This is a genomic window from Mesorhizobium bavaricum (genome assembly GCF_056781655.1).
The window spans coordinates 6,517,084-6,538,962 of sequence record NZ_CM165566.1; the positions used below are offsets into that span (position 1 = coordinate 6,517,084).

The window sequence follows — 21,879 nt, forward strand, 5'->3', positions numbered from 1 at the left end:
TCTGGCTCCAGGTATTTTTTTGTCTGAGCATGATCTGTTCGGAAAACCGGTTCCCACTTTTCCGGATCATGCTCTTTCGGCCGGCATCAGCTTTCGAAAATGGTTCCGGCATTGGCCGCCCGCGCCCTGTCGCGGGCCAGCGTGGCAATCGCCGTATCCTGCACGCCGGTGCCGGTGAGGTCGGCGATGGTGATGTCGCTGGCCGAGCGCCGCCCGTGTTTTGCGCCGGCGATGATCTGGCCGAGTTCGGTCACATCCGCATCTGCGGCCATCACGCCCGCCGCAATGGCCTGGTGCAGTTCGCCCAGGCGCCGCGTCTGGCGGGCGCTGTCGGCGACATAGAGATCGGCCATGCGCAGGATGGCTGGTGCGATCTCGTTCTTGTGCTCCGCATCCGATCCCATGGCGGTGATGTGCTGGCCGGCGGTGACAAATCCCGCCTTGATCAGCGGCTCGGTCGACGGCGTCGTGGTGACGACGATGTCGGCGCCGGCGACCGCGTTTGCAGCGTCGGATTCAGCACGCACGGCGATGCCAAGCCTTTCACGCAAAGCACTGGCAGTTGCCTCCGCCTTGACGGCATCGCGCGCCCAGATGCGCGCCTCGGCAATCGGCCGCACCAGCATGAGTGCTTCGAGCTGCAATCCGGCCTGCACGCCAGCGCCAAAGATGGCGGCAACCGAGGACTCTGGTCGCGACAGATGTTTCGCCGCGACCGCGCCGGCCGCCGCCGTGCGGACGTCGGTGAGATAGCCGTTGTCAAGCAGCAGCGCTTCGACCAGGCCTGTCTTGGCCGACAGCAGCACCATCATGCCGTTGCCGCTGGGAAGGCCGAGTTTCGGGTTGTCGAAGAAGCCGGAGCTGATCTTGATGGCGAAACCGTCGATGCCTGGCACATAGGCGGATTTCACGTCGACTTCACCGCGATGCTCGGGAATGTCCAGCCGCAGGATCGGCGGCATCGCCACCGGCAGGGTGGCAAGTGCGCGGAAAGCGTTTTCGATGCAGGCGACGGCATCGAGATCGAGCTTCACGATTGTGCGCAGTTCGGCCTCGGTGAGGATCGTCATCCGGCTCATGCTGTACACTCCGCATTTGCTTCGCCGCAGATGATCCTGCGGTGCAGGCCCATATCGATGTTGCGGCCGGAGAGAAGGACAACCACCGGCCCGCTCGCGTTGACCTTGCCGGCGAGCAGCGCGGCGATGCCGACCGCACCGGCACCTTCGACGATCTCGCGTTCTCGTTCATAGGCATGGCGGATGCCGGCGGCGATCTCGTCCTCACCGAGCAAAATGACGTCGTCGAGGAGGTCGCGGCACATGGCGAAGGTCATCCGGTTGTTGACGCCGATGCCACCGCCAAGCGAATCCGCCAACGTCGGCAGTTCCTCCACCGGCAGCGGGCGGCCGGCGTCGAGGCTTGCCTTCATCGCCGCACCGCGCGCCATCGAGACGCCGATGATTTTGGTCCTGGGGCTGACGCCCTTGACGGCTGCGGCAACGCCCGCCGCCAGCCCGCCGCCGGACAGCGGGACCAGAACCAGCGCAGCGTCGGGGACCTGCTCGATCATTTCCAGGCCAAGCGTGCCTTGCCCGGCGATGATATCGGGATGGTCGAAGGGCGGCAGCATGACCAACCCCTCCTCAGCCACCAGCCGTTCGACCTCCCCTTGCGCATCGTCCTGGCTGTTGCCGAAGATGCGGATTTCCGCACCAAGCCGGCGGATCTCGTCGAGCTTGTTGTCCGGCACCAGCCGCGACATGCAGATCACCGCGCGCATGCCGTCGAGCTTCGCCGCATGCGCAAGTGCCCGGCCGTGATTGCCGGTCGACGCCGCGACCACGCCGCGCGCCTTATCCGCTGCGCTCAGCGAAGCGACAGCATTCGAGGCGCCGCGCAGTTTGAAGCTGCCGGTGGTCTGCCGGTGTTCGAGCTTGAGGTGGACGGGAACGCCGAAGCGCTCGGACAAATCTTGCGAGAGCACGGTCGGCGTATACTCGACCTTGCCGGCAATACGCTCACGCGCGGCGCGAATGTGCTCAGGGGTAACCTCGTTCATGGTCATCAATCGCGCGGCAAGGGCAGCGTCATCAGACGGCCGAATTCGGGATGGGATGTCTCGTCGCCACAAAGGCGCAAGCAGTTCCAGGCCGTCGCCTGATTGCTGGTGACGACAGGACGGCCGATCGCCTCTTCCATGCCCGTGGCCGCGAGCGCACCGCGCAGCGCCGTGCAGGACACGAACAGCGCCTCGGCCTCAGGATGCATCGCCTCGCGTGCCAGGTCGACCAGCGCTGCCGGTGCGATGCGCGCCATCTCGCGGTCGTCCTCGAAGCCGAGGCAAGAGAAGCTGGCGATGTCGAACCCTTGTCCCGCGAAATAGGCCGCCATCGGCCGGCTGGTTTCTACCGTATAGGGCGTCAGAATGCTGATCTTGCTTGCGCCCAGCGCACGCAGCCCGCGAACGCCGGCCATCGGCGGCGTGACGACGGGAACGCCGGGCTTGGCGGCCTGGATCGCCGACTCGATCTCGGCGTCGCCGATCACCACCGAGGCTGAAGTGCAGGAATAGCAGATGGCGTCGAGCGGCTCGTCGGGCAGGATCAATGCCGCGCCCGCTGTCAGCGCCGGCTGCATCTTGCGCAGATTTTCCGGCGTCGTCGGGTTGGCATAAGGAATGCGCGCGACATAGACGCCGATCCGCTCACTCGCCACCATGCGGCGGAAATCCGGTTCGGTCGTGTGGTCGGTGGCAAGGATGATCAGGCCGACGCGTCGCTCCAGCGGGCGGTCGTCGAGCACCGGCCGTTCTGGATAGACCTTGATCTCGGGCAAGGGTTTCACGAGCTACCTCTCGATCTTGCCGTAGCGGCGTTCCAGCCAGCGCAGCAGCACGACCGAACAAAGGCTGATGGCAAGGAAGAAAGCACCCACCAGCGTGATCGGCTCGATGTAGCGATAGTAGGTGTTGGCGACGCTTTTCGCCTGGTTCATCAACTCCAGAACGGTGATCGCCGAGAGCAGCGGCGTTTCCTTGAACATGGCGATGAAGTAATTGGCGAGCGCCGGGATCATCGGCGGGATGGCCTGCGGAATGATGATGTGGGTCCAGGTCTGCCTGGCATTCAGATTGCACGCCTTGGCGGCCTCCCACTGACCGCGCGGCACATTGTCGATGCCGGCGCGATAGACTTCCGCCGTGTAGGTGCCGTAGTGCAGCCCGAGCCCGATGACACCGGCAACCAGCGGCGGCAACAGGATGCCGATGTCGGGCAGCACGTAGAAGATGAAATAGAGCTGCACGAGCAGCGGTGTGCCGCGGATGAACTCGGCGAGAAAACCGACCGTGCGCGATAGTGCCCTGTTGGGCGAGCGGCGCGCCAGCGCGATGCCCAGCCCGACGATCGCCGCCAGCACCGAGCCGAGCAGCGTCGCCAGGATGGTGATCTTCACCCCCTGGATCAGCGTCGGCATGATCTGCCAGACAAAATCCCAATCCCATTCCATCAGCAGGCTCCAGCCATCAGACGCGCACTCCGTCGAGGCCGCGCGCCATGCGGCGTTCCAGGGAGCGCACGCCCCACGAGATGAGCAAGGCGAGGATGAAATAGATGATCAGGATGGTGGTGAACGGCACCATGGTGTTGCCGGTCTGGGCGCGCACCACCTGCGCCTGGAAGGTCAGGTCTGTGAGCGAGATCAGCGACACCACGGCGGTCGCCTTGAGCAGTTCGATGGCATTGTTGCCGAACGTCGGCAGCATCACCAGTAGCGCCTGTGGCAGGATGACGTGGCGCATGCCTTGCCAGCGGCCGAGATTGAGCGCGATGCAGGCCTCGTATTGCTCGCGGCCGATCGACTGGATGGCGCCGCGCACCACCTCGGCGGCATAGGCGCCGACATTGAGGCCAAGCGCCAGCACTCCGGCCTGCAACGGTGTCAGCGATATGCCGGCGAAAGGCAGCACGAAATAGGCAAAGAACAGCTGCACGAAGATCGAGGTGCCGCGGAAGAATTCGATATAGACGGTGGCCAGCGCGCGCAGCACGAAGAAGCGCGACAGCCGCCCCATGCCGGCGAGAAAGGCCATGATCAGGGCAAGCACCGACCCCATCAGCGTCAGCTCGATGGTGACAAGCGCTCCCTGCAATATCAGGCCGAAATAGCCGGACCACTGGGTCATGAAATTCGAAATTCCAACGTTGGCGGTTACGCGAGGCGTTGGCCCCGGCAGGCAGATGAGGGGCAGCTCCAAGCTTGCAAAAACCGGCGCCGCCCCTCATCCGTCACTTCGTGACACCTTCTCCCCGTGAACGGGGAGAAGGAAAAGAGCGCCCTACTTCGCCGCGCAGAGCTTATCGCGCGTCGTCGACGTCGCCGCCGCCGCCGAGAAACCATAGGGCTCGATGATCTTGGCGAACTCGCCGGACTTCTTCAGCTTGGCCAGCTCGACGTCGAAAGCGTCGCGCAGCGCCTCGTCACCTTTCTTGAAGGCGGCGCCGTCGCAATAGACTGGCGCACCCTGCACCGGAGCGATGACTTCGAGGTTCGGATCGGCGGCCTTCTTGACCAGGTCGTTGATCGACAGAACCGGCAGCGAATAGGCGTCGATGCGGCCGTCCTGCAGCATCTTCACACCGCTCTGGCCATCCGGCACGACGATGACGCGTTCGCGCGGCACGCCGGCATTGAGCGCCAGTTTCTCCTCGGTGCCGCCGCCCGGTGCGCCGATCGTAGCGGTCGCGTCCTTGGCGACATCCTCATAGCTCTTGAAGCCCTTCGGATTGCCCTTCTTCACCAGCATCGCCTCGGCGTCGCACAGAACCGGCTCCGAATAGGCAACGGCGGCGCAGCGCTCCGGCTTCATGAACAGGCCGGCGGTTACGACGTCGAAGCGGCCGGCCTGCAGGCCGGGGATCATGGCGCCATATTCCGAGATCGAGGCGACGATGTCGGCGACGCCGAGGCGCTTGAAGATCTCGCGCGCCACATCTGGCGCCGCGCCCGAAACCTTGCCGTCGGCGGCGACCGCCGTATAGGGCGGCTCGTTGGCGATGGCGACGCGGGCGAAGCCTTGCGCCTTGAGTTGTTCGAGCTTGCTGTCGTCGGCCGAACCGACGGTCGAGGCGGCCAGCACCGCCGTCAGTGCAAGGCCGGCGACGCCGGCCAGAATGCCAAGTTTCTTCATTGTTCCCAACTCCTTGTTTCTTGTCTTGCTTTTGTTGCGCGGCGGCGTTGCCGCCGGTTTTCCTAATCAAGGAGCGGCTTTCGCCGCCCCGGGGGCATGACGGTCAGACGCGATGTCCGGCCGCGATGATCTTCTTCAGGAAGCCCTGCGTGCGCTCCTGCTTGGGATTGCGGAAAATCTCGTCGGGCTTGCCTTCCTCGACGATCCTGCCGCGATCGAAGAACAGCACCCGGTCGGCGAAGTCGTGGGCAAAACCCATCTCATGCGTGACCAGCAACATGGTCATGTCGGTCTCGGCGCAGAGCCGCCATAGGACGTTGAGCACCTCCTCGACCAGTTCCGGGTCGAGCGCTGACGTCACCTCGTCGAACAGCATGATCTTCGGCTGCAAAGCGAGTGCGCGAGCAATCGCCACGCGCTGCTTCTGGCCGCCGGACAGCTGCGCCGGCATCGCCTTGGCCTTGTCGGCCATTCCGACCATGTCGAGCAGTTCCATCGCCCGCTTTTCGGCGGAGGCGCGCGGCATGCCCTTGGTGAGCATCGGCGCCAGGGTGACGTTGTCGATGACGCTCTTGTGCGGGAACAGGTTGAACAGCTGGAAGACCATGCCGATCTTCTGCCGCATTCGGGCCAGGTGCCGCTCGTCGGCAGGCAACAGCTGGCCATTGCGCTCCATGTGGTAGAGTTGTTCGCCATCGATCTGGATGTGGCCGGTGTCGATGCGCTCGAGTGTCATCAGGATGCGCAGGATCGTCGTCTTGCCCGAGCCGGACGGCCCGATCAGCGCCAGCTTCTCGCGCGGCATGACCTGCATCGACAGGCCGTCCAGCACCTTGAAGCTGCCGAAGCTCTTCGAGATGGCGTCGATCTTGATGATGGGCGCTGGTGCGGACAAATCAATTTCCCCGTGCTGGAGAAGCCTGTGCCCTTAACGATGCGGAACCCGCCAAATCATGTCAATTGGGAAAATAATATCATGACAATATTTATGATTCCGCACAATTTGGGAGCAATCCAGCCTAGATAGCGAGCAGGAGATGCTCCGGATCGCCAAGCAAAAGCTTGGTTACAACGCCGAGGCCGGCGCGCAGTTCCCCCTCGGTGGTCGAGCCCAGCGAGATGCGCACCGCCGGATGCCATGGTGCGTTGGAGATGCGGAAGGAGGTGCCCGGCGCGATCGCCACGCCTTGCAGCCGGGCCTGGGCGACGAAGCTCTCCTCGGCGCGGTCGGCGGGCAGTTGCAGCCAGACATGCAGCCCGTCGCGCCGGGCGCGATAGTCGACGCCTGCCAGCACCTCCGCCGCGATATCCTGCCGCCGCCGCAATGCCGCGCGCTGCCAGCGGACAAGCTCCATCGCGGTGCCGTCGGTGACCCATTTGGTGGCGATCTCAGCCACCAGCGGCGTCGCCATCCAGTTCGAAACCAGATGCCGATTGGCGACGGCGGCGACATAGCGGTCGGGCGCGGCGAGATAACCGATGCGCAGGCCGGGCACGGTGATCTTGGTGAAGGAGGTGACGTAAAGCGTGCGCTCCGGCGCAAAGGCAGCAACCGGCGGCGGCCGGTCCTCGACCAGGGGGCCGAGCACATCGTTCTCGATGATGGCGATGTCGTGCTTGCGCGCCACCGCCGCGATCTCAGCGCGGCGTGCGGCATCCATCAGCGTCGCCGTCGGGTTGATCACTGAGGGCTGCACGAAGACGGCGCGGATGTCGGACAGCCGGCAGGCTTCGTCCAGGGCTTCCGGAATCAGGCCGTTGCCGTCGATGGGCAGGCCTTCGAGGTTGAAGCCGAGATAGCGGGCGAGCGGCACCAGCGTGTGGTGGCCGATCGCCTCGGTGGCAACCGTCGAGCCGGGCGGCGCCACGCTCATCAACGCCACTGTCATGCCGGCGGTAGCGCCATTGGTCAGGCTGATGTTCTGCGCGGAGATGTCGAGCCCGCACAGTTTCAGCCATTCGACCGCCACCGAGCGGTGACGTGGAAACACCATGTTGGGCCGGAACGACAGTGCCGAACTCGACGGCAGGTTCTCGGCCAACCAGCCCAGCGCCTGCTTCAGCCGCTCCAGATGCATCGGTTCGCAGACCGGCTTCAGGATGGAGAGGTCGATGACCTCGCCAAGACGCTCGGGCAGATATGGCGGCTCAGGTTCGCGGCGTTGCGTCTGGACGAAGCTGCCGCGACCGATCTCGCCCGAAATCAGGCCGCGGCGGATCAGTTCCTCATAGGCGCGGCTGACCGTCTGTACCGAAAGTTTGAGGTCGTCGGCCAGCCGGCGATGGGTCGGCAGCCGCGCACCATTGGCCAGGCGCCCGTCATGGATGGCGCGCGCGAATTGGTCGGCCAGCGACTGATAGGCCGGCCGCCGGATGAGCGCGGGATCGGGTTGCCACAATGTCATGACTTATTAGAGATCGAAATCAGTGCAATTGACAATCGAAATAATGCGCCGTCATGGTGAGGTCGACGAAAAGTGGACGCTGATGACCGCTGCGAAACTCGACCCGATCGACCTGAAAATCCTCGACGCCATCCAGCGCGACGGACGCATCACCAAGCTGGCCCTGGCCGAACAGGTCGGGCTGTCGCCGACGCCATGCTGGATGCGGCTGCGCAGACTGGAAAAGGCCGGCATCGTCTCGGGCTATCACGCCCGCATCGCCATGCGTGTCGTGGCACCCGTCGCCACCGTGCTGATGGAGGTGACACTGGCCAGCCACCGCCAGGCCGATTTCGACCGCTTCGAGCGTGCCATTCGCGACATTCCCGAGATCGTCGCCTGCTGGTCGGTGGGCGGCGGTGTCGACTATGTGCTGAAGGTGATGGCGCGCGACATCGATGCGTATCAGCGCCTGGTCGACGGCTTGCTCGACCGCGAAATCGGCATCGACCGCTACTTCACCTACATCGTCATCAAGACGGTCAAGGACGAGATCGCGCTGCCCATAGCCGACCTGTTGCCTGCATCGCCGTAGGACTGGAGAGATCGCCTGCCGGAGCGGCACAATAGAGAGAGTCTGTCTACGGACGGGCATCCAAACAGCCTCTCTGTCCGGATTGGGCGGATAGTCTTCCCGCTCAGTCCGAACCGGGAGGCCTCGACCATGTCCGCGCATTTCGCCCGCTCACATCGCCACGAAGCGCTCGATCGCCTGGCCGACCGCCGGCTGCTGCGCGAACTCGCCTATGTCGACGGTCACTGGACGGCAAGCGAGGCGGCCGAAAGTTTCGAGGTCACCGATCCGGCCGCCGGCACCACCGTTGCCTTCGTCGCTGCGCTCGATGCACGCCAGACGACAAAAGCGATTGATGCCGCCGCGCGCGCCTTTCCGGCCTGGCGGGCGCTGCTGCCGCGGGAGCGTTCTGAAATTCTGCGAAAATGGTTCGACCTGATCATCGTCGCGAAGGACGACCTCGCTTTGCTGATCACACTGGAACAGGGCAAGCCGCTCCAGGAGTCGCTGGGCGAAATCGACTACGCCGCCTCCTTCGTCGAATGGTATGCGGAAGAAGCAAAACGCCTGAACGCCGAGAGCGTCACCAGCCATCTGCCGAACGCGGAAATGATGGTGCGGCGCGAGCCGCTTGGTGTCGTCGGTGTGGTCACGCCTTGGAATTTCCCGTCGGCCATGCTGACCCGCAAGGCCGCGGCCGCGCTTGCGGCCGGGTGCACCATCGTCGCGCATCCGTCCTCGGAAACGCCGCTGTCGGCACTGGCGCTGGCCGAACTCGGCGAACGCGCTGGCCTGCCCGCCGGGGTCTTCAACATCGTCACCGGCAAGGCTTCGACGATCGTCGGGCAGATGTGCGAAGACCCGCGCGTCCGCGCCATGAGCTTCACCGGCTCGACCGAAATCGGCAGGCTGATCGCCGCACAGAGCGCACCGACGATGAAGCGGCTGGTGATGGAACTTGGCGGCCACGCACCGCTGATCGTCTTTGCCGACGCCGATCTGGACAAAGCGGTGGGCATCGCCATCGACGCCAAATTCGCCACGTCGGGCCAGGACTGCCTCGCCGCCAACCGCATCTATGTCCAACGTCCGGTCTACGATCGCTTCTGCGCGGCCTTTACCACGCGAATCGAGGCGCTGCGGACCGGCAATGGCCTTGCTCAGGGCATCGATATCGGGCCGCTGATGCATGAGCGTGCGGTCAAGAAGGTTGAGGAACAGGTCGCCGATGCGCTGACCCACGGCGCGCGCTGCCTCACCGGCGGCGGGCGGCACCAAGCTGGCCCTTTGTTCTACCAGCCGACGCTGCTGGCCGACGTTTCCGACGAAGCGCTGATCATGCATGAGGAAACCTTCGGGCCGGTCGCCGCCGTGACGCCGTTCGACAGCGAGGACGAGGTGATCGGCCGCGCCAACGCCACCGAATATGGGCTCGTCGCCTATGTCGTGACCGAGAATGGCGCCCGGCAGCAGCGCATGGGCCGCGCGCTCGACTACGGCATGGTCGCAATCAACCGCGTCAAGATCACCGGCGCGCCGGTCCCGTTCGGCGGCGTCAAGCAGTCCGGCATCGGCCGCGAAGGTTCGCGCCACGGGCTCGAAGCCTTCACCGATCTGAAGTATCTGTGCCTGGACGTCGCATAGGTTCGCCCGGCCATTCCTCAAGGAGTAGAAAAAATGCTCGACCAGTCCAACGAACTCGCCGCCTGGGATCGCGACCACTTCTTCCATCCCTCGACGCATATGGGCACGCATGCGCGCGGTGAATCGCCAACCCGCATCATGGCCGGCGGTGAAGGCGTCACTGTCTGGGACAACAATGGCAAGAAGAGCATCGATGCCTTTGCCGGTCTCTATTGCGTTAATGTCGGCTATGGCCGCCAGAAGATCGCCGATGCCATCGCCGCCCAGGCCAAGAACCTCGCCTACTACCACGCCTATGTCGGTCACGGCACCGAGGCCTCGATCCGGCTTTCCAAGATGATCATCGACCGCGCGCCGCAAGGCATGTCGCGGGTCTATTTCGGCCTCTCCGGGTCCGATGCCAACGAGACCAACATCAAGCTGATCTGGTACTACAACAATGTGCTGGGGCGGCCGGAGAAGAAGAAGATCATCTCGCGCTGGCGCGGCTATCACGGCTCGGGCGTCATGACGGGATCGCTGACCGGGCTCGACCTGTTCCACAACGCCTTCGACCTGCCACGCGCGCCGATCCTGCACACCGAGGCGCCCTACTACTTCCGCCGCGCCGACCGCTCGATGAGCGAGGAACAGTTTTCGCAGCATTGCGCCAACAAGCTCGAGGAAATGATCCTGGCCGAAGGTCCCGAAACCGTCGCCGCCTTCATCGGCGAGCCGATCCTCGGCACCGGCGGCATCGTGCCGCCGCCCGCTGGCTACTGGGAAAAGATCCAGGCGGTGCTGAAGAAATATGATGTGCTACTGGTTGCCGACGAGGTGGTGACGGGCTTTGGCCGGCTGGGCACCATGTTCGGTTCCGACCACTACGGCATCAAGCCGGACCTGATCACCATCGCCAAGGGCCTGACCTCGGCCTATGCGCCGCTGTCGGGCGTCATCGTCGCCGACAAGATGTGGCAGGTGCTGGTGCAGGGTTCCGACAAGCTCGGCTCGCTCGGCCATGGCTGGACCTATTCGGCGCATCCGATCTGCGTTGCCGCAGGCGTTGCCAATCTCGAACTGATCGACGAGATGGACCTGGTGGCAAATGCCCGCGAGACCGGCGCCTATTTCCGCGCCGAGCTGGCCAAGGCCGTCGGCGGTCACAGGAATGTCGGCGATGTGCGCGGCGACGGCATGCTGGCGGCGGTCGAGTTCGTCGCCGACAGGGACGACCGGGTGTTCTTCGACGGCTCGCAGAAGATCGGACCGCAGGTGGCGACGGCGCTTGCAGCGAGCGGCGTCATCGGCCGCGCCATGCCACAGGGCGACATTCTCGGCTTCGCCCCGCCGCTCTGCCTGACCCGCGAGGAAGCCGACATCGTGGTGGCCAAGACGGCGGATGCGGTGAAGAGCGTGTTTGCCAATCTCTGAATCGACCTGGGAATGCCATGACCAAGACCCTCCCCGCCACCATGGCCGCCGTGCTCCTGACCGGGCACGGCGGACCGGAAAAACTCGTCTACCGCAGTGATGTGAAAGTGCCCTCGCCTGCATCAGCTGAAGTGCTGGTCAAGGTCAGCGCCTGCGGCATGAACAACACCGATGTCTGGGTGCGCCAGGGCGCCTATGGCACGGAAGAGGATGCGGCGGCGGTGTCGACATGGCGGCGCCAGGGCAACACGCTGACCTTCCCGCGCATCCAGGGCACCGATACGGTAGGCCAAATCGTCGCCGTCGGCGACGGTGTTTCGCCAGATCGCATCGGCGAACGGGTGATGGTCGATTTCTCCATCTACAACCGCGACGACGATTCGCTGGCCGACATCGACTATATGGGCCATGGCCGCGACGGCGGTTATGCCGAATACCAGGCCGTGCCTGCCGAGAACGCGCATGTCGTCGACACGACCTTGAGCGATGTCGAACTCGCCACTTTCTGCTGTGCCTACCTCACCGGCGAACAGATGCTGGAGCGCGCCAGCCTGAAGGCCGGCGAGCGCGTGTTGATCACCGGTGCTTCGGGCGGTGTCGGCTCGGGCATTGTGCAATTGGCACGGGCGCGCGGCGCCATTCCCTATGCCGTGGTCGGCAAGGGCAAGGAACAGGCGGTGCTGGACATTGGCGCCGAGGCAGTCATCACCCGAGGCGTTGCCGACCTGCCGCAAGCCGTCGCCACGGCAACCGGCGGCCAACCGATCGACGTGGTGGCCGACCTCGTCGGCGGCGCCATCTTCAACGACCTCCTGCGCATCCTGAGGCCCGAGGGCCGATACACGACTGCAGGCGCCATTGCCGGCCCGGTCGTGCAGCTCGACCTCAGGACCATGTATCTCAAGCAGTTGCAGTTGCACGGCTCGAGCCAGGGCACGCGAGCGGATTTCCGCCGCATCGTACGCTACATCGAGGAGACGAAGATCCGGCCGCTGGTCGGCGGCGTCTACAAGCTCTCCGATTTCCACCACGCGCAAGCGGATTTCATCGCCAAGGATTTCGTCGGCAAGCTGGTGGTGGTGCCGGACGCCATGTGGAAAAGCGGGCCCGATCTCAAGTAAGATGGCGAAGCCGTAATGTGCTGCCTTTCATGCTCACACGCCTTCCAATTGAGTATCCCTTGCCAGGATTTGTCCGCAGAATTGGCATGACATTTCGCAGCGGTCCGCCGCCACAGAAATTAACCTAACAACCTCGACCTTGTCGTCTGGGCTGATTATCCCGCGACCCGCACGACAAGCTTGCCGAAATTCCTGCCCTCGAGAAGACCAAGAAAGGCCTGCGGCGCGTTCTCTATGCCGTCGACGATATCTTCCCGGTAACGCACCCGCCCGGATGCTATCCAATCGGCCATGTCGCGATAGAATGCCGGGCGCTGGTCGACGAATTCACGCTGGATGAACCCCCTGATGGTCAGGCTGCGATGGAGCACCTGCTGCATCAGGGTCGGCAGCCGGTCGATGCCGGAATCCGCGATGACATTGTATTGCGCGATCAACCCGCAGACCGGCACGCGGGCAAAATCGTTCAACAGGGGAAACACCGCATCCCATACAGGACCGCCGACATTCTCGAAATAGATGTCGATGCCATCAGGGCAGGCGACCTTCAACTGCTCGGCAAAATTATCGGCCCTGTGATCGACGACCGCATCGAAGCCGAGTACCTGCCGCACGAAAGCGCATTTGTCAGTGCCGCCGGCGATGCCAACGGCACGCGCCCCCTTGATGCGCGCGATCTGGCCAACGGCTGACCCGACCGCGCCGCTGGCCGCCGCCACGACCACCGTCTCGCCGAGCTTTGGCTGTCCGATGGTGAGCAGGCCGGCATAGGCGGTGAAGCCCGGCATGCCGAGCACGCCAAGGGCCGTCGTCACGGGCGCCGCCGCGGGATCGAGCTTGCGCAACCCGACACCGTCGGACAGCGCAAAACTCTGCCATCCGGAATGAGACAACACGATATCCCCTGCAGCAAACTCCGGATGGTGAGAGCTAACGACGCGCGCAACGGTACCGCCTTCCATCACGCCGTCGATATCGACCGGCCGGGCATAGGATCTGGCGGCGTTCATGCGCCCGCGCATATAGGGATCAAGCGATAGATAGAGGATCTGCAGCAGCAGTTCGTCCTCACCCGGTTGGACGACGTCAACTGTCTCGATGCGGAAGTCGCCTGGCTTCGGCCTTGCGGTCGCGCCGCAAGCACGATGCGGGTGTTCGTCTGGGTCGGCATTGGAGACCTCTTTGCGAAGGACGTTCTATTCGAAAAACCGGTTGGGTGGCCGCTTCAGGCCAAGATTCTCGCGCAGCGTCGTTCCCTCGTACTGCCGCCTGAAGATGCCTCGCCGCTGCAGTTCGGGCACCACCTTCTCGACAAAATCGTCGAGCCCGGCAGGCAGATGGGGAAACATGATGTTGAATCCGTCGGAGCCCTCAGTGACCAGCCATTCCTCCATGTCGTCGGCGATTGTTTCAGGCGTGCCGACGAAAGCAAGGCCGGAATAGCCGCCTAGCCTTTGCGCAAGCTGCCTGACGGTGAGGTTCTCGTTGCGCGCCAGTTCGATGACGCGCTCGCGGCCGCTTCTGCTGGCATTGGTCTCGGGGATTTCGGGCAAGGGCGCGTCAGGGTCAAAACCGGATGCGTCATGCCCGATCGCGATCGACAGCGAGGCAATGCCGCTCTCGTAGTAGACCAGACTGTCGAGCTTCGCCCGCCTGGCCTGCGCGTCCTCGACGCTGTCGCCGACGACGACAAAGGCGCCGGGCAGGATCTTGATATCGTCCCGCGATCTGCCGAGTTTCTCCGCGCGGTTTTTGACGTCGGCAAAGAAACGCTGTCCCGCGGCGAGATCGGCATGCGCGGCGAAAATGACTTCCGCCGTTTCGGCAGCCAGTTGCCGCCCCGCCTCCGACGCGCCGGCCTGGACGATGACCGGCCAGCCCTGGATCGGCCGGGCGATGTTGAGCGGCCCGCGCACCGAAAGATGCTCGCCCTTGTGATCGAGCACATGCAATCTGGAAGGGTCGAAATAGAGCCCGCTTTCGGCATCGCGGATGAAGGCATCGTCGGCGAAGCTGTCCCACAGGCCGGTGACGACGTCGTAGAATTCCCGCGCCCGCCGGTAGCGCTCGTCATGCTCGACATGGTCGTCGAGGCCAAAGTTGAGCGCCGCGTCAGGGTTGGACGTGGTGACGATATTCCAGCCGGCGCGCCCGCCGCTGATATGGTCCAGCGAGGCGAAGCGACGCGCGATGTGATAGGGCGCGTCGAACGTCGTCGATGCGGTGGCGACCAGCCCGATGTGATCGGTGACGGCGGCCAGCGCCGACAGCAGCGTGAACGGCTCGAACGACGTGACCGTGTGGCTGCGCCGCAGCGCCTCGATCGGCATGTTGAGAACGGCCAGATGGTCGGCCATGAAGAAGGCGTCGAACTTCGCCGCCTCCAGCGTCTGGGCAAAGCGCTTCAGATGCGCAAAATTGAAATTGGCGTCGGCATAGGCGCCCGGATAACGCCAGGCGCCGGTGTGCAGGCTGACCGGACGCATGAAAGCGCCGAGCCGCAATTGTTTCTGGGTCATGAAAGTCGTCCTGGCAGATGAATACAATCGAGCACTGTCGCTCGAATCCTGATCTTAGGATCGGACGGTCTGCCCAACTCGGGAAGGCACTCTGTTGCGTCGCACCCGGCTTTTGCAGCATTTCCGTTTTGCCGCACCCTGGACCGCAGCACAAAAAATGGCCGGGCTCGAATGCGGCCCGGCCAAAAGAAGGTTAAAACCTTCAGAGGGGAACACCGTTCAGCGGAATGGGAGGAGACCGCCGAACGATTTTACCTGTTTGAGCCTATTTCAGAGCTTTGGCGACGAATGGCATTCCAAAGAATGCCCCGAACGGCGAAATTATGTTCAGCGCTTCCCACCAGCCTCATGGGCGCACCGCTCCGGTTTCAAGAAGATCGGCATAGTGGCGGCGCGCCACGTCGGGATGCGAACGCAGACGGCTTTTCAGGACGTTGGTGCCGACGTCGCGGAACAACGGGTTGTCGGGATCGCTTGCCGGACCGCGTGCCTCCGCCGCCAGTTCCTCGGGCAAAGTCAAAAGCGGTATGGTCGCATCCAGCCGCGCGCTGAAGAAGAAGGGAACGGAAATCCGCTCGACGCCGGCGGGCGGCGTCACGACGCGGTGAACGGTGGCGCGCAGATACCCATTCGACGCCAGTTCAAGCAGTTCGCCGATGTTGACGACCAGCGTTCCGGGGATCGGATCCACATTGACCCAGCTTCCATCATATTCGACCTGCAGCCCCTTGTTGTCGTCCTGCAGCAGCAGGGTCAGGAAGCCGCCATCCTTGTGCGCGCCGACACCCTGGTCGCCATCCGTCGCGTCACGACCGGGATAACGCACGATCTTCATACGATGGTTGGGCGAGTCCCTGTAGATCGAGTCGAAGGCGTCCTCGGGCTGGTCAAGCGACAGCGCGAAGGCTTTCAGCAGCCTGATCGCCACCGCCGTGGCCCTGGTCTGCCATGCCAGCAGCGCCGGTTTGAGATCGGGCAATGCCGAGGGCCATTGGTTCGGCCCTTGCAGCCGCGTCCAGGCCGCAATTCCCGGCCCTTGCGGTATGGGCTGGCGCTCGACGCCGATGTCGAGTTGCTCACGCCAGTCGGCCGCGCCCTTGGTCAGCTCACCGCCGGCGCGCGTGTAGCCGCGAAACTGCGAGGATTTGACCATTTCGATCGCCAGCTTGTCGGCCTCCGGCAATGCGAAGAACCGCCGCGAGGCATCAAGCACGTCATCGATCTCCGAGGCGGAAATTCCGTGGCCGCTGAGATAGAAGAAGCCGACGTCCCGGGCTGCCGCGCGCAGGTCCAGGAGAAAGGCGCGATGCTCGGACGCCCCTTGTTCGACACGGCTCAGATCGAGTACCGGCACAATTCTGGGCATGGTCAGGTTCCTTCTTTTCCCTGCCCGTGCCGAGGAGAAGTAGAAGCGACCCATCGGCAAGCACTCCGGGCACGGATCGTGCATCCAAGGTTACACGCCGGGCCGGCCGATCAAAGCAACGGACACTCCAATCTGGGCCGGATAGAAGAAAGTCAGCGCTGCATATTATGGCTTGCGGGCAAATAATGTTCCCAACAGGTATTCTAAAATCGGAGAGGGTTATGCGGACTTCGGCATAACCTCGAGGCCGGGCGGGTTGGCCGTTGCAAGGAGGAGGCAATCGACTCGCGGGCAAGACGAGTAACTCGCCGGATCGCGCCTCACGTCTCCAGAGATCGGCGGCATCGAACAGGTTCAACTTGGCAGCCGTAGTCGACCTTCTTTTCATCCGCCACGCTAAAGGCTGAACCGACCGGCAACATTGTTCCGTCGCTTGCTCGCACCACAGGCGCGCCGTTGTCGCACGCGACCTCGCCGTTGAGAGCGCCGATCCACAGAGCTAGATTACCGGCCCAAGGCTTTGGACCGACAGAGCGCTTGGTTACGCATGCGATCGCGCGATCGCTTGAGGGCTTCAAGCCAACCCGAACGTCTCCACGGCGCGCATGATGCCGCGCAGTTCGGCGAGGCCTTTCAGCCGGCCAATCAGCGAGTAGCCGGGATTGATCCTGGTCTTGCCGATATCGTCGGCGAGCAGATGGCCGTGATCGGGGCGCATCGGAATGCGCCAGTCGGCGCGACCTTCTTTGCTGCGGCGCGCCTCTTCCTGCATCAGAGCGAGGATGACATGCGCCATGTCGGTGCCACCTTCGAGATGCTCGGCTTCGTAAAACGAGCCGTCTTCCTCGATGGTGATGTTGCGCAGATGGGCGAAATGGATGCGGTCGGCGAACTCCTTGACCATGGCGACAATGTCGTTGTCGGCGCGTGTGCCGTAGGAGCCCGTGCAGAAGGTCAGGCCATTGGCCGGACTGTCAACGGCGTTGAGGATAAAGCGCGCATCCTCGGCGGTCGAAACGATGCGCGGCAGGCCATAGAGCGAGAAGGGTGGATCGTCGGGATGGATGCACATGCGCACCCCTTCCTGCTCAGCCACCGGAATGATCTCGCGCAGGAACCAGGCAAGGTTGTCGCGCAATTCCTTAGGGCCGATCGCATCGTAGTCCGCCAGGGCCTCGCGAAAACTGTCCCGGTCGTAGCTGCGCTCGGTCGCCGGCAGGCCGGCGATCAGATTGCGCTCGATCCTGTCGATCTTCTCAGCGCTCAACTCCCTCAGTCGCGTATCCGCCTCGGCGATACGCGCTGCACTGTAACCGGCCTCGGCATTCCGGCGCTTCAGCACGAACAGGTCGTAGGCCGCGAAATCGATCGCGTCGAAACGCAAGGCATAACCCGTCGTCGGCAGTCGATAGGCCAGATCCGTGCGGGTCCAGTCGACCACGGGCATGAAATTGTAGCAGACCGTGGTGATGCCGGCCTTGGCAAGCGCGCGGATCGTCTCCTTGTACCAGCCGACATAACGGAGCCTTTCCGCCGCGCCGATCTTGATCGAGTTGTGGACGGGAATGCTCTCGACGACCGACCAGGTCAGCCCTGCCGCCTCGATAATCCGCTTGCGCTCCAGAATGCTCTCGAGCGGCCAGGCGCGCCCGTCATAGATGTCGTGCAGGGCTGATACGATGCCCGTCGCGCCCGCCTGCTTGACATGATCAAGCGTTACCGGGTCGTCGGGTCCATACCAGCGCCAGCACTGTTCCATTGCCGCTTTCCTTCTGCGAGAGAAGGGCAACTTATTGTTGGACCATAACGGGAGTCAAACCAAAAATCTGAACTGATTTCAAGTGCTCCTTCCCCGAACTTCAATTGAAATCCTATGACCGTAGGCCAGAGTCGATTGTTTTCCTCAAATCCTGCGCTATCTTGGTCCAACAATTAAAAGAAGGCTCGACGTTTGGAACACTCTCAGGCTGCACGCGAGAACGCCGCCGCGCGGCGCATCAGCGGCCGCTCGGCGGTCGACACGACGGCCGGTCGGATTCTTGACCTGATCCGCGTGCGGCAGCTGAATGTCGGCGACGTGCTGCCGACGGAGCGTGAGCTCAGCGAACTCACCGGCGCCAGCCGCAACACGGTGCGCGAAGCGTTGCGCACCATCCGCACCTACGGGCTTATCGACCCCAAACCCCGCGTCGGCGCCGTCCTGGCCAACGGGCAGAGCATCGCCATCCAGAATTTTTTCGCCGCGCACATGGACATCTCGCGCTCGTCCTTCGCCGACATACAGGGCTACCGGCGCATCATCGAGGTCGGCATCGGTGACCATATCGTGCTCCACGCCTCGAACGAACAGCTCGACGCGCTCGACGAGATCAACGCCCGGATCGTCGGCAGCCACTCGGCCGAAGAGGCCGCCGAAAACGATTTCAATTTCCACATGGCGCTGATCAGGCTGGCGGACAATCGCATGCTGACGGACATGTATTCCTTCCTTTCGCCAGTGATCCTGCGGATTATGACCATCGGCAAGGAAAGACGCCCGATCCTGGCCGATACGAGGGCAGCACATGGCGAGATCATTGCTGCGCTGCGCGCGCGCGACAGGCTGGCCTACGCCTACCTGATCAGCCGCCATCTCGACTTCGGCTTGCGCTTCCTGCCGGAAGAGCCGGCCTGCGACCGCCAATGATGGAGTTCCCACAATGAAGGATTTCGACGGCAAGGTCGCCTTGGTGACCGGCACAACCGGGATCGGCCTGGCGACAGCCAGACGTCTTGCGGCAGGTGGTGCCGCGATCATCGCCTGCGGCATCGATCGCGCGGCCAATGCGGCGCTGAAAGCGGAACTGGAAAGCTCTGGAGCAGGCGTGCTCGTCATAGACGCCGACGTCTCCGTGCCGGATCAGGTTCGTGACGCGGTCGCCACCGGCGTCGAACGGTTCGGTGGCCTCGATATCATCGTCAATTCCGCGGCGGTCCATCCGTACGGAACCGCAACCAGCACCGACTTCGAGACCTGGAACAAGGCGATGTCGGTCAATGTCGGCTCGATCTATCTGACCGCGCATTTCGGCATTCCGGAAATGATCCGCCGGGGTGGCGGCGCCATCGTCAATGTGGCTTCGGTACAGGGTCACGCTTGCCAGCAGAATGTCGCCGCCTATGCGACGACCAAGGGCGCGATCCACACGCTGACGCGCTCGCTGGCGCTCGACTACGCACGTCAGGGAATCCGCGTGAATTCGGTCAGCCCGGGCTCGGTCCGCACCCCGATCCTGGAAAAGGCGGCACGCGGCGAGAATGGCACCGATGCCGATGTCGAGGCGGCCTACAAGCGCTTCGGCGAAGCGCACCCTATCGGCCGCATCGGCGAGCCGGAAGAGGTGGCGGAACTCATCGCTTTCCTGTGTTCGGCGAAAGCCGGGTTCTGCACCGGCGCCGACTACAAAATAGATGGCGGCCTGACCGCCGGCATTGGCGTGAAGTAGCATCTCCGATACGGCCGACTACGGCGCACCCGCACCCAAAGTCGATTTCTGGTTTTGAACAGATTTAGCCCGGCATCTAGGCGCCTCGACCAAATGCTCTATTTCCTCCTTGTCGCGTTGATCAACGATGGAGGTTGGCATGGATCGGCGATTGTTTCTGACTGGAATGTTAGGATTGGCGGGCGCTGCGGCCGTGGTCACCGTAGCTCGCCCCGTGAGGGCGGTGGCTGGCATCCCGAGCACTGGGAACGGCATTCTCGATGAGCTGGACAAGCCGGTAGACGACCTTGTGGAGCCGGGTCCTGATAGCCAGAATGACGTCGAACCCGTGCAGTACTATCGATGGAGGCGGCGGCGTGTATGGAGGCGGCGGCGTGCATGGCGCGTGGTTTGCCGTCGCTATTGGCGTCGAGGCCGCTGGCGCCGGAGATGTTTCCGCCGATCCTACTGGATCCGCTACTATTGATACCCTGTAAACGCGAAGGCTCCGGCGTTTTGTTGGAGCCTTCGCTCGGCCCAGTTCATTCCTTGCTGCCGGCTCGAACCGGTTGCGCTTGCGGCGGTGGCTCCCATCCGAAAACACTGCGGCCGCCCAGCATATGCGACTGGTCGAACTCCCCTGCCACGATTTCCTTCAGGCTGGGACCGGTGACATAGCGCTCGACCTGGCGCGACTGGTCGTCCAGCCGTCTCAATGCATCGATTTCCTCGGTGCGGCCGAGCCTTGCTTTGTGAACGGCCGATTTCAGCACGCCGATCGTCTCGTCATAGACTTTCAGCGGCACCGGGAACGGGTGTCTATCCTTGCCACCATGCGCCAGCGAGAACCGGCCGGGGTCCGAAAACCGGCATGGCGCCCCATGCACGACCTCGGCCACCATCGCCAGCGCACGCACGGTGCGGGCACCGACGCCGGGCACCATGAGCAGTTCCGAGAAATCGGCGGGCCCGCGTTCGGCGGCGGCAGCGATATTGCCGTGCAGGCGGCGCATGACGACGTCGCTTTCGCGGACGTCATGATGGGCCGGCATGACGAGATACGGCAACAGCGGCTGCGCGGGAGCGGGTGGAGAGCCATGCTCCAGCAAGGCAAACTCTTTCACGATGCGATCGGGTCCCAGATCCCGCAGCAGGTCCAGTTGGCCGTGACGCGAAGCATCGGCGCGCCGGTCGGTCAGGTTGACGATCTCGCCCTGATTGGCGCCTTCGATCGCGGCATGCGGCTGGTCGACAAAGCTCGTCAGCCCCTCGGATAGCCAATGATAGCGACGCGCCACCTTGCTGTCGCCGTTCATGCCTTGTTGCACCACGACCCAGTCGCCATCGTCGGTGACGATGAAGCCGTGAAGGTAGAGATCGAAGCCGTCCTGGACGGCGGCACTATCGACCTTGGCGACCAGTCTGCTGGCCTTGGCCAGGCCGGTTCCGTCGAACCCGACACGCTCGCCGATCAATGCCAGTTCGTGCGGGGTCTTGCGCGAATGCGCGCCACGCCCGCCGCACACATGAATGCCGAGTTCGCCGGAGAGCGGTGACAGGCCACGTTTCAGGGCGCCGACAACGCTTGTCGTGATGCCGGAGGAATGCCAGTCCATTCCCATGACCGCGCCGAAAGACTGGAACCAGAACGGGTGTGCCAGGCGGCGCAGCAATTCGGTTCGGCCATAGTGATGGATGATCGCCTCGCACATCACCGCGCCAAGGCGGGTCATGCGGTCACCGAGCCATTTGGGCACGCGACCGCCATGCAGTGGGAGATCAGCACTTCCCGATCGTTGCGCCAAGTTGTGCCGCCCGCGTTGCTCGTTGCGTAGAGATAGGTGTTGCGGCCCTGTCAGGAAAGCCTGCTGTCGCCCTTGGCTGGGCGAACATCAAGCAGCAGCGCGAGATGTCTGGCCGCTGCGCTTTCGATGATGAGCTCTTCCAATTGATGATCGGACAAACTTGTAGCGGTTCGCTTGGGAACCTCATCGATGCCGCCGCGAACGGATATCGGGACGGAATGTGCCTGATCGTCAAGGTAGGCACCGATCGCCAACACCGCATCGGCATCGACATTGCGTGGCAATGGCCGCATCGACCCTTCCTCCCCGGCACAGTTTCCCTGAAGGCAAAGTCCGAGTCGAGATCGATCTCGTTGATGTACGATTTCGTACATTGATCGCGTCTCATCGTATCGATC

At 63.5% G+C, this 21,879-nt stretch carries 19 protein-coding genes and 1 pseudogene; 6 read left to right on the forward strand and 14 right to left on the reverse strand.

Features of this window, described 5'->3' with window-relative positions:
- Positions 1–86: 86 nt before the first annotated feature.
- From AC1RZR_RS31570 to ehuR, 8 genes are all read right to left on the reverse strand, one after another.
- A complete protein-coding gene (locus tag AC1RZR_RS31570; RefSeq protein ID WP_481827070.1) occupies positions 87–1,079 on the reverse strand; it encodes a cyclodeaminase in 993 nt (330 codons plus the stop codon).
- Complete coding sequence (eutB, locus tag AC1RZR_RS31575) at positions 1,076–2,062, reverse strand: hydroxyectoine utilization dehydratase EutB (protein WP_481827071.1); 987 nt, start codon at positions 2,060–2,062, stop codon at positions 1,076–1,078. Before eutB ends, AC1RZR_RS31570 begins: the two co-directional genes overlap by 4 nt.
- Before the next feature lie 5 nt (positions 2,063–2,067).
- Complete coding sequence (eutA, locus tag AC1RZR_RS31580) at positions 2,068–2,847, reverse strand: ectoine utilization protein EutA (RefSeq protein ID WP_481827072.1); 780 nt, start codon at positions 2,845–2,847, stop codon at positions 2,068–2,070.
- 3 nt (positions 2,848–2,850) lie between these two features.
- On the reverse strand, positions 2,851–3,510 hold the full coding sequence (gene ehuD, locus AC1RZR_RS31585) for an ectoine/hydroxyectoine ABC transporter permease subunit EhuD (protein WP_379021871.1): 660 nt from the start codon (positions 3,508–3,510) through the stop codon (positions 2,851–2,853).
- A gap of 16 nt (positions 3,511–3,526) precedes the next feature.
- On the reverse strand, positions 3,527–4,186 hold the full coding sequence (gene ehuC / locus AC1RZR_RS31590) for an ectoine/hydroxyectoine ABC transporter permease subunit EhuC (protein WP_477271148.1): 660 nt from the start codon (positions 4,184–4,186) through the stop codon (positions 3,527–3,529).
- 153 nt (positions 4,187–4,339) lie between these two features.
- Positions 4,340–5,191, reverse strand: coding sequence for an ectoine/hydroxyectoine ABC transporter substrate-binding protein EhuB (gene ehuB / locus AC1RZR_RS31595; RefSeq protein ID WP_481827073.1), 852 nt, complete (start codon positions 5,189–5,191; stop codon positions 4,340–4,342).
- A gap of 103 nt (positions 5,192–5,294) precedes the next feature.
- Positions 5,295–6,086, reverse strand: coding sequence for an ectoine/hydroxyectoine ABC transporter ATP-binding protein EhuA (ehuA, locus tag AC1RZR_RS31600; RefSeq protein ID WP_481827074.1), 792 nt, complete (start codon positions 6,084–6,086; stop codon positions 5,295–5,297).
- Positions 6,087–6,210: 124 nt separating this feature from the next.
- Positions 6,211–7,596 carry a MocR-like ectoine utilization transcription factor EhuR gene (gene ehuR, locus AC1RZR_RS31605; protein ID WP_481827075.1) on the reverse strand — a complete coding sequence of 462 codons (1,386 nt, stop codon included), beginning with the start codon at positions 7,594–7,596 and terminating at the stop codon, positions 6,211–6,213.
- 82 nt (positions 7,597–7,678) lie between these two features.
- On the opposite strand from ehuR, the gene AC1RZR_RS31610 reads away from it, so the two are divergent.
- The 4 genes from AC1RZR_RS31610 (at position 7,679) to AC1RZR_RS31625 (ending at position 12,327) form a co-directional block, all read left to right on the forward strand.
- A complete protein-coding gene (locus tag AC1RZR_RS31610; protein ID WP_481829167.1) occupies positions 7,679–8,170 on the forward strand; it encodes an Lrp/AsnC family transcriptional regulator in 492 nt (163 codons plus the stop codon).
- Between the two features lie 129 nt (positions 8,171–8,299).
- Positions 8,300–9,793, forward strand: a complete 1,494-nt coding sequence (locus AC1RZR_RS31615; RefSeq protein ID WP_481827076.1) for an NAD-dependent succinate-semialdehyde dehydrogenase — start codon at positions 8,300–8,302, stop codon at positions 9,791–9,793.
- 33 nt (positions 9,794–9,826) lie between these two features.
- Entirely contained in the window at positions 9,827–11,206 is a 1,380-nt protein-coding gene (locus AC1RZR_RS31620) for an aspartate aminotransferase family protein (RefSeq protein WP_481827077.1), read from the forward strand.
- Positions 11,207–11,247: 41 nt separating this feature from the next.
- Positions 11,248–12,327, forward strand: coding sequence for an alcohol dehydrogenase family protein (locus AC1RZR_RS31625; RefSeq protein WP_481829168.1), 1,080 nt, complete (start codon positions 11,248–11,250; stop codon positions 12,325–12,327).
- Positions 12,328–12,482: 155 nt separating this feature from the next.
- Here AC1RZR_RS31625 and AC1RZR_RS31630 read toward each other — a convergent pair.
- The 4 genes and pseudogenes from AC1RZR_RS31630 to uxuA all read right to left on the reverse strand — a co-directional run bounded on the left by AC1RZR_RS31630 (position 12,483) and on the right by uxuA (position 17,971).
- Positions 12,483–13,498: pseudogene (locus AC1RZR_RS31630) on the reverse strand (NADP-dependent oxidoreductase).
- A gap of 25 nt (positions 13,499–13,523) precedes the next feature.
- Positions 13,524–14,846: an LLM class flavin-dependent oxidoreductase gene (locus AC1RZR_RS31635; RefSeq protein ID WP_481827078.1), complete on the reverse strand. Its 1,323-nt coding sequence runs from the start codon at positions 14,844–14,846 to the stop codon at positions 13,524–13,526.
- A 346-nt stretch (positions 14,847–15,192) separates the two neighbouring features.
- Entirely contained in the window at positions 15,193–16,212 is a 1,020-nt protein-coding gene (locus tag AC1RZR_RS31640; RefSeq protein WP_477271164.1) for an isopenicillin N synthase family dioxygenase, read from the reverse strand.
- A 574-nt stretch (positions 16,213–16,786) separates the two neighbouring features.
- Entirely contained in the window at positions 16,787–17,971 is a 1,185-nt protein-coding gene (gene uxuA / locus AC1RZR_RS31645) for a mannonate dehydratase (protein ID WP_481827079.1), read from the reverse strand.
- 192 nt (positions 17,972–18,163) lie between these two features.
- Between uxuA and AC1RZR_RS31650 the strand changes: the two genes are divergently transcribed.
- Together AC1RZR_RS31650 and AC1RZR_RS31655 are read left to right on the forward strand one after the other, a co-directional pair.
- Positions 18,164–18,898 (forward strand): FadR/GntR family transcriptional regulator, encoded by a 735-nt coding sequence (locus AC1RZR_RS31650; RefSeq protein WP_477271168.1) that lies wholly within the window; start codon positions 18,164–18,166, stop codon positions 18,896–18,898.
- A gap of 13 nt (positions 18,899–18,911) precedes the next feature.
- On the forward strand, positions 18,912–19,697 hold the full coding sequence (locus AC1RZR_RS31655) for an SDR family NAD(P)-dependent oxidoreductase (RefSeq protein ID WP_481827080.1): 786 nt from the start codon (positions 18,912–18,914) through the stop codon (positions 19,695–19,697).
- Between the two features lie 521 nt (positions 19,698–20,218).
- On the opposite strand, the gene AC1RZR_RS31660 is transcribed toward AC1RZR_RS31655, so the two are convergent.
- Together AC1RZR_RS31660 and AC1RZR_RS31665 are read right to left on the reverse strand one after the other, a co-directional pair.
- A complete protein-coding gene (locus AC1RZR_RS31660) occupies positions 20,219–21,481 on the reverse strand; it encodes a DUF763 domain-containing protein (protein WP_481827081.1) in 1,263 nt (420 codons plus the stop codon).
- A gap of 50 nt (positions 21,482–21,531) precedes the next feature.
- Positions 21,532–21,855, reverse strand: coding sequence for a hypothetical protein (locus AC1RZR_RS31665; protein ID WP_481827082.1), 324 nt, complete (start codon positions 21,853–21,855; stop codon positions 21,532–21,534).
- Between the last annotated feature and the right edge of the window lie 24 nt (positions 21,856–21,879).

Coding starts and splice junctions, on each gene's coding strand:
- AC1RZR_RS31570 (WP_481827070.1), bottom strand. CDS start 1,079: ATGAGCCGGATGACGATCCTCACCGAGGCCGAACTGCGCACAATCGTG.
- eutB (WP_481827071.1), bottom strand. CDS start 2,062: ATGAACGAGGTTACCCCTGAGCACATTCGCGCCGCGCGTGAGCGTATT.
- ehuD (WP_379021871.1), bottom strand. CDS start 3,510: ATGGAATGGGATTGGGATTTTGTCTGGCAGATCATGCCGACGCTGATC.
- ehuC (WP_477271148.1), bottom strand. CDS start 4,186: ATGACCCAGTGGTCCGGCTATTTCGGCCTGATATTGCAGGGAGCGCTT.
- ehuB (WP_481827073.1), bottom strand. CDS start 5,191: ATGAAGAAACTTGGCATTCTGGCCGGCGTCGCCGGCCTTGCACTGACG.
- ehuR (WP_481827075.1), bottom strand. CDS start 7,596: ATGACATTGTGGCAACCCGATCCCGCGCTCATCCGGCGGCCGGCCTAT.
- AC1RZR_RS31610 (WP_481829167.1), top strand. CDS start 7,679: ATGACCGCTGCGAAACTCGACCCGATCGACCTGAAAATCCTCGACGCC.
- AC1RZR_RS31615 (WP_481827076.1), top strand. CDS start 8,300: ATGTCCGCGCATTTCGCCCGCTCACATCGCCACGAAGCGCTCGATCGC.
- AC1RZR_RS31620 (WP_481827077.1), top strand. CDS start 9,827: ATGCTCGACCAGTCCAACGAACTCGCCGCCTGGGATCGCGACCACTTC.
- AC1RZR_RS31625 (WP_481829168.1), top strand. CDS start 11,248: ATGGCCGCCGTGCTCCTGACCGGGCACGGCGGACCGGAAAAACTCGTC.
- AC1RZR_RS31635 (WP_481827078.1), bottom strand. CDS start 14,846: ATGACCCAGAAACAATTGCGGCTCGGCGCTTTCATGCGTCCGGTCAGC.
- AC1RZR_RS31640 (WP_477271164.1), bottom strand. CDS start 16,212: ATGCCCAGAATTGTGCCGGTACTCGATCTGAGCCGTGTCGAACAAGGG.
- uxuA (WP_481827079.1), bottom strand. CDS start 17,971: ATGGAACAGTGCTGGCGCTGGTATGGACCCGACGACCCGGTAACGCTT.
- AC1RZR_RS31655 (WP_481827080.1), top strand. CDS start 18,912: ATGAAGGATTTCGACGGCAAGGTCGCCTTGGTGACCGGCACAACCGGG.
- AC1RZR_RS31665 (WP_481827082.1), bottom strand. CDS start 21,855: ATGTACGAAATCGTACATCAACGAGATCGATCTCGACTCGGACTTTGC.